Here is a 6,085-nt window from a genome sequence, read left to right on the forward strand (position 1 = left end):
CGCTGATGAAAGTGCTTTCCGGGGTACACGCGCCCGACCGCGGTGACATCCTGCTCGACGGCAAGCCGGTCGCGCTGCGCGACCCTGGTGCCAGTCGTGCGGCCGGCATCAACCTCATCTATCAGGAACTGGCCGTCGCACCCAACATCAGCGTGGCCGCCAATGTCTTCATGGGCAGCGAATTGCGCACGCGCTGGGGCCTGATCGATCACGCTGCCATGCGCAAGCGCACCGATGCCGTCCTGTCCCAACTGGGCGCAGCCTTCCGCGCCTCGGACCGCGCCGGGCGACTTTCCATTGCCGAACAACAGCAGGTCGAAATCGCCCGTGCCCTGGTGCATCGCAGCCGCATCGTCATCATGGATGAGCCGACGGCGGCGCTCTCAGAACGGGAGACCGAACATCTGTTTGGCGTGGTGCGCCGCCTGCGCGACGAAGGTCTGGCCATCATCTACATCAGCCACCGCATGGCCGAGGTGTATGCCTTGGCCGACCGCGTGACGGTGCTGCGCGATGGCAGCTTCGTGGGCGAGCTGACGCGTGAGCAAATCGATTCCGAGCGCATCGTGCAGATGATGGTGGGCCGCTCGCTGGGTGAGTTCTACCAGCATCAGCGCATGGCGCCAGAGCAGGCCGCCGCGCTGCCTACCGTCTTGCAGGTGCAGGACCTGGCCGGTGGCAGGGTCAAGCCGGCTACCTTCACAGTACGCGCCGGCGAGGTGCTCGGTTTTGCCGGACTGGTCGGGGCCGGGCGCACCGAGCTGGCGCGGCTGCTCTTCGGCGCTGACGCCAGGAGTGGCGGTCAGATCCTGCTCGGCGGGCAGGCCTTGCAGATCGATGAGCCGCGCGCGGCCATGCGGGCCGGCATCGCCTATGTGCCGGAAGATCGCAAGGGCCAGGGGCTGTTCCTGCAGATGGCCGTGGGCGCCAATGCCACCATGAACGTAGCTGGTCGTCATGCCCGGTTGGGACTGGTACGCAGTCGGGCGCTGCGAGGCGTGGCGCAGGCATCGATACGACGCCTCAACGTCAAGGTCGCCCATCCCGATGTCGCTGTGGGCAAGCTCTCCGGTGGCAACCAGCAAAAGGTCTTGCTGGCGCGCTGGCTGGAGATTGCCCCCAAGGTCTTGATCCTGGATGAGCCCACGCGGGGTGTGGATATCTATGCCAAGAGCGAGATCTATCAACTTATCCACAAGCTGGCCGAGCAGGGCGTGGCGGTCGTGGTCATCTCCAGCGAATTGCCGGAAATCATCGGCATCTGCGACCGCGTGCTGGTCATGCGTGAGGGGACCATCACGGGCGAATTGTCCGGTGCGGCCATTACCCAGGAAAGCATCATGCACCTGGCCACCGACACGGCTGGTCTGAGCGCGGCGCAGAATCATGGCGCCACGGCTTCGCAGCGTTCGGAGAGCCCAGATTCTTCTCGTTCTTCCCATTCCTTTTAGTCATGGCTGACCTCATTCCTATGCATAAAAACGATGCCGGCGCGGCGGTTGCAGCGCGCTCCTCTTCCTCGGTCTCGCAATGGCTGCTGCACCGGCTGGGCATGTTGCCGGTGCTGGTAGTGCTGTACCTGCTGTTCTATGCGCTGACGATCTACCTGAGTGGCGATGGCAGCTCCAACTTCGCCACCACCGAAAACACCATGAACATCCTGCGCCAGGTGGCCATCAACCTGGTGCTGGCGGCGGGCATGACCTTCGTCATCCTCACCGCCGGCATCGACCTGTCGGTAGGTTCGGTGCTGGCGGTTTCGGCGGTGCTGGGGATGCAGGTCTCCTTGAGTGCCGCGCCGGGCTGGTCCATACCCATGTTCATCGTCTCCGGGCTGGTGATGGGCATGGTCAATGGCGCCATGGTGGCCTTCCTCAACATCAATGCCTTCGTGGTCACGCTGGGCACGATGACGGCCTTCCGAGGTGCGGCCTATCTGCTGGCCGATGGCACCACGGTCTTGAACAATGACATTCCCAGTTTCGAATGGATCGGCAATGGTGACTTCCTGCACGTGCCCTGGCTGATCTGGGTCGCCGTGGCAGTGGTGTTGCTGTCCTGGGTGATCCTGCGCAAGACGGTGCTGGGGATGCACATCTACGCCATCGGCGGCAACCTGCAGGCAGCGCGCCTGACCGGCATTCGCGTGGGGTTGGTCTTGCTGTTCGTCTATTCGATCAGCGGCCTGTTCTCGGGACTGGCCGGCGCCATGTCGGCCAGTCGTCTGTATGGCGCTAACGGTAATTGGGGCAGCGGCTACGAACTCGATGCGATTGCTGCGGTGGTGCTGGGCGGCACCAGTCTGATGGGGGGCGTCGGCACCATCTGGGGCACGGTGGTGGGGGCGCTCATCATTGGCGTGATGAACAATGGATTGACCATCCTGGGCTTGTCGTCTTTCTGGCAATACGTGGCCAAGGGCGCGGTGATCGTGCTGGCGGTGATTCTGGACAAGTGGCGCCAGAAGGACGCGACCCAATGAAGCCCGCAACCGACACCGGAGACCTCATGTCCCATCCTGACTTCGCAAGCCGCCGTTTCCTGCAGGCGCATGTGGCCGATACGCTGGCCTTCTATGATCGCCACGCCATCGATCCGCAAGGGGGCTTCTTCCACTACCTGAAGGACGATGGCAGTGTTTATGAGCACAGCCACCGGCACCTGGTCAGCGCCACGCGCCTGGTCTTCACGCAAGCCATGGCCTACACCCACACCGGCCAGCCCCGTTACCTGCAACAGGCGCGCCATGCGCTGGCACACCTGGAGCGGTTCCGTCATCGACAGGGGCCGCTGGCCGGGCTGTATGCCTGGACCTTGCGCGATGACCGCATCGAGGATGGCACCGTAATGGCCTATGGCCAGGCGTTCGTGCTGCTGGCCCAGGCCCATGCGCACCGCATCGGTCTGTGTGATGCCGAGCAGGTGGCGCAGGCTTTTGCCCGCATGGAAAGCGCCTTCTTCGAACCCGCCCATGCGGCCTATGCCGATGAGATCACCGCGGCCGGAGAATTGATCGCCTATCGCGGCCAGAACGCCAACATGCACATGTGTGAAGCCTGCCTGGCCGCCTATGCCGCCACTGGCCGTGCGCTCTACCTGGAGCGGGCACAGTTGCTGATCGAGCGTTTCGTCTTTGGCCTGGCGCGGCAATCGCAGGACATGGTCTGGGAACATTACCGCGCCGACTGGTCGCTGGACCACGACTACAACCGCGGCAATCACGACAACATCTTCAAGCCATGGGGGTTCCAGACCGGCCACCAGACCGAGTGGGCCAAGCTGCTATTGATTGCACACGGCCACGAGCCACGCCCAGAATACATTGCGCGCGCGGCCGAGTTGCAGACGGCAGCCTGGGAGCATGGCTGGGATGCGCAACACGGTGGCCTGATCTACGGCTTCGATCCCGCGCTGCAGCCCTATGACAGCGACAAGTATTTCTGGGTCCAGGCCGAATCCTTCGCCAGCGCCTGGCGCTTGTGGCGGGTCACTGGCGAGGAGCGCTTCCGGGCCCAGTATCACGCGATCTGGGCGTGGAGCTGGGCGCATCTGGTCGATCATCAATACGGCGCGTGGTTCCGCATCCTGGCGGCCGATGGAAGCAAACTGGAAGATACCAAATCACCCGCGGGCAAGGTCGACTACCACACCATGGGGGCCTGCTGGGATGTGATGGAAGCAGGCGGACTGGACGACTAGCTGCCGGCAATGCAGCGGGTCTTCAGGGGATCTTCAGGAATACCTTGTCATAGATATTGCGGATCTGTGCGACCGATTCGGGGTCATGCCATTTCTCCACGATGGCACGGTAGAACGGTTTGGCACGTTCCTCCAGCAACACCTTGTTGACCTGCTCTACCACCTGTCGGCCCCATTCATTCTTCGGGCACATCACCCGATTGAAGACGACTTCGTTGGCTTCCTGCATGGGCAGCGCCACCAGCGCATCGGGCTGGCCCATCGCACGCGCCTGCTCGAAGGCCAGCAGTGGCAGTTCGATCATGTAGTCGATACGGCCCGCCAGGAGCATCCCGATGGCTTCCACCTGTTCCGAATAATTTTCCTGGGGCCGATAGTCTGCCAACAGCATGTCCACGGTCGGGCTGTAGGATCGGTCGCGCATGACCGAGGTGGTCAATTGCCGATTCTGCAGCAGCGCCTGGAGCGACAGCGGGCTCTTGAATTGTGCCAGCCGGTCGCGTCGCACGATGATGCGCAGCGGCAGGAAGATCGAGATCGGCAAGGACAAGTAGCCGAAGTTTTCCCGCTCCGGTGTTTTGAGCATCCCGTTGTAACACCAGTGGCTACCCTTGACGATCTCGCTGTTGATGCGCGGGAAAGGGGCTTCCAGCTCCACGTGCTGGTACTGCGGCAATTTCTTCTTGATGATGTCCAGCGTCAGGTCGAAGATTCCCTGATGCGCGAATTCCCCGCTACGGATCATGTAGGGCGGCACATGTATTGCCCCAGACGATCTGCTCCGTCGCCAGCGCCAGCGGTGCCAGGCAGGCCAGCATCAATGCAGTGATGGGAATACGGACAAGCTTGGAGTGCATGTACAGATTTATTCGGACAGAGCGGGCGGTGGCGGCATCGTGGGCGCCATCAGCACCCGATTGCGACCTTCCGTTTTGGCCTGATAGAGCGCGGCATCGGCAGCTTGCATCAGGGTTTCCAGGCGCGCCTCTGGATGGGCCGGGATGCAGGAGGCGACCCCGCAACTGATGGTAAGGCGTCCTAGCATCGAGCCGGCGTGCGGCAGATCGAGCGCATAGATGGCATCGCACATGCGCTGGACGATCTGTAATCCACGCTGGCCATCGGTATCGGCCACGATCACAGCGAACTCTTCGCCACCGTAGCGTGCCACGGTTTCGCCGGCGCGGCCAATGGTGTCTTGCAGGGTTTGCGCCACCCGGCGCAGCACGGCGTCCCCGGCCACGTGGCCGTAGTGGTCGTTATAGGGCTTGAACCAGTCGACATCGATGAAGGCCACCGTCAGCGGCTTGGCATGACGCACGCTGCGTCGCCATTCCTGGTCCAGCGTCTCATCGAAGCTGCGTCGATTGGCAATGCCGGTGAGGCCATCGGTGAGACTGAGGGAACGCAAGCGTTCATTGGCCTGGGCCAGGTCATGCGTGCGCTCGGCGATGCGCAACTCCAGCGATTTGTTGAGCAGGCGCAGCGATTCCTTTTCCTGTTCCAGTTGCGCATAGAGTGCGCGGTTCTGCGCGGCTTGCTTGCGCAGGTTGGACAGCATGGCGTTGATGGCTTCTGCCAGGAAGTGCAGTTCATGACGTTGCTTGCCNGGCAGGTAGATGCTTTGGGGCGTTTGCGGATGCTGGGATTGATCGGGCTGGCTCAGGTTCTGGCGNCTCACGAAGTCGGCCAGTTGCGCGATCGGCTGCCCCAGCCAGCGATTGAACACGTAGAGGAAGATGAACCACAGCACCAAGGTCTTGATGATCGAGTTGATCAGGATCAGCGTGAAACCGTAGGCCACTTTTTTGATGACGACATGCCGGCTGGAATACACGGTCCATGCGCCGATGTCGTGAGTAACCCCATGTTCATCGCGATAGAGGATGGGAAAGCGATGACTGGTGGCGGCATCGAAGAAGCCCGGCTGCAGCGCGCTGCGGATGCCGTCGCCATCGACATGGATGTGACGGCCATCCTGCTCGATGATGTTGCCCAGTGCCATTACCAACCGCCCTTGTGGATCTTCGATCTTCACTCCGGTGACCACCGGCAGGTTGCTGATGCCGCGCAGGGTGGCTTTTTGCACGTCGCCCTGAAAGCGCCAGGTGGAGCTGGCCAGGCTGGCGCCGAAGGTCTGCTCCATGGCGCGCAATTCATTGTCCACGCCCGATTGCGTATGTTCATACTCGGCACCCAACTGAAGGCAGGTGACGATGAGTGTCACTAAAAAGTAACTCCCGAAAATGATGCGCAGCAGGTGGACTGCCAGGGAATTTTTGGAGAGCAAATTCATGTTCTTGCGGGGGGATGCTTTGCTCAGGAATGGTTGATGCCGCGCGATGCAGTAGGAGTGCAGTAGGCGGACATCGTTACCGCAGGACGG

6 protein-coding genes are annotated in these 6,085 nt (G+C 62.0%); 3 read left to right on the plus strand and 3 right to left on the minus strand.

All coding sequences use genetic code 11. From position 1 onward, the window contains the following. The 3 genes from I5W_RS15960 to I5W_RS15970 all read left to right on the plus strand — a co-directional run. Window positions 1-1,451: sugar ABC transporter ATP-binding protein (locus I5W_RS15960; protein WP_044529970.1), on the plus strand; the 1,451-nt coding region annotated here is incomplete at its 5' end. Between the two features lie 20 nt (window positions 1,452-1,471). Next, complete coding sequence (locus I5W_RS15965) at window positions 1,472-2,482, plus strand: ABC transporter permease subunit (protein WP_017451449.1); 1,011 nt, start codon at window positions 1,472-1,474, stop codon at window positions 2,480-2,482. Between the two features lie 26 nt (window positions 2,483-2,508). Beyond that, the gene (locus I5W_RS15970) at window positions 2,509-3,699 is read left to right on the plus strand and encodes an AGE family epimerase/isomerase (RefSeq protein WP_044529971.1); all 1,191 of its coding nucleotides are present in this window, start codon (window positions 2,509-2,511) and stop codon (window positions 3,697-3,699) included. Window positions 3,700-3,721: 22 nt separating this feature from the next. On the opposite strand, the gene I5W_RS15975 is transcribed toward I5W_RS15970, so the two are convergent. The 3 genes from I5W_RS15975 to I5W_RS15980 are packed head-to-tail and all read right to left on the minus strand — an operon-like array spanning window position 3,722 to window position 5,995. Next, the gene (locus tag I5W_RS15975) at window positions 3,722-4,444 is read right to left on the minus strand and encodes a transporter substrate-binding domain-containing protein (protein WP_252717050.1); all 723 of its coding nucleotides are present in this window, start codon (window positions 4,442-4,444) and stop codon (window positions 3,722-3,724) included. Then, on the minus strand, window positions 4,434-4,556 hold the full coding sequence (locus tag I5W_RS33880; protein ID WP_256380784.1) for a hypothetical protein: 123 nt from the start codon (window positions 4,554-4,556) through the stop codon (window positions 4,434-4,436). The genes I5W_RS15975 and I5W_RS33880 overlap by 11 nt, the downstream gene beginning before the upstream one ends. Before the next feature lie 8 nt (window positions 4,557-4,564). Continuing rightward, a complete protein-coding gene (locus I5W_RS15980; RefSeq protein ID WP_044529972.1) occupies window positions 4,565-5,995 on the minus strand; it encodes a GGDEF domain-containing protein in 1,431 nt (476 codons plus the stop codon). Window positions 5,996-6,085 lie beyond the last annotated feature (90 nt).

The organism is Herbaspirillum sp. B65 (assembly GCF_000333555.1).
Lineage (GTDB): Bacteria > Pseudomonadota > Gammaproteobacteria > Burkholderiales > Burkholderiaceae_D > Herbaspirillum > Herbaspirillum rubrisubalbicans.

What these genes read in the sequence shown, in the direction of transcription:
- I5W_RS15965 (WP_017451449.1), top strand. Translation starts at nt 1,472, where the DNA reads ATGCATAAAAACGATGCCGGCGCGGCGGTTGCAGCGCGCTCCTCTTCC.
- I5W_RS15970 (WP_044529971.1), top strand. Translation starts at nt 2,509, where the DNA reads ATGTCCCATCCTGACTTCGCAAGCCGCCGTTTCCTGCAGGCGCATGTG.
- I5W_RS15975 (WP_252717050.1), bottom strand. Translation starts at nt 4,444, where the DNA reads ATGATCCGTAGCGGGGAATTCGCGCATCAGGGAATCTTCGACCTGACG.
- I5W_RS33880 (WP_256380784.1), bottom strand. Translation starts at nt 4,556, where the DNA reads ATGCACTCCAAGCTTGTCCGTATTCCCATCACTGCATTGATGCTGGCC.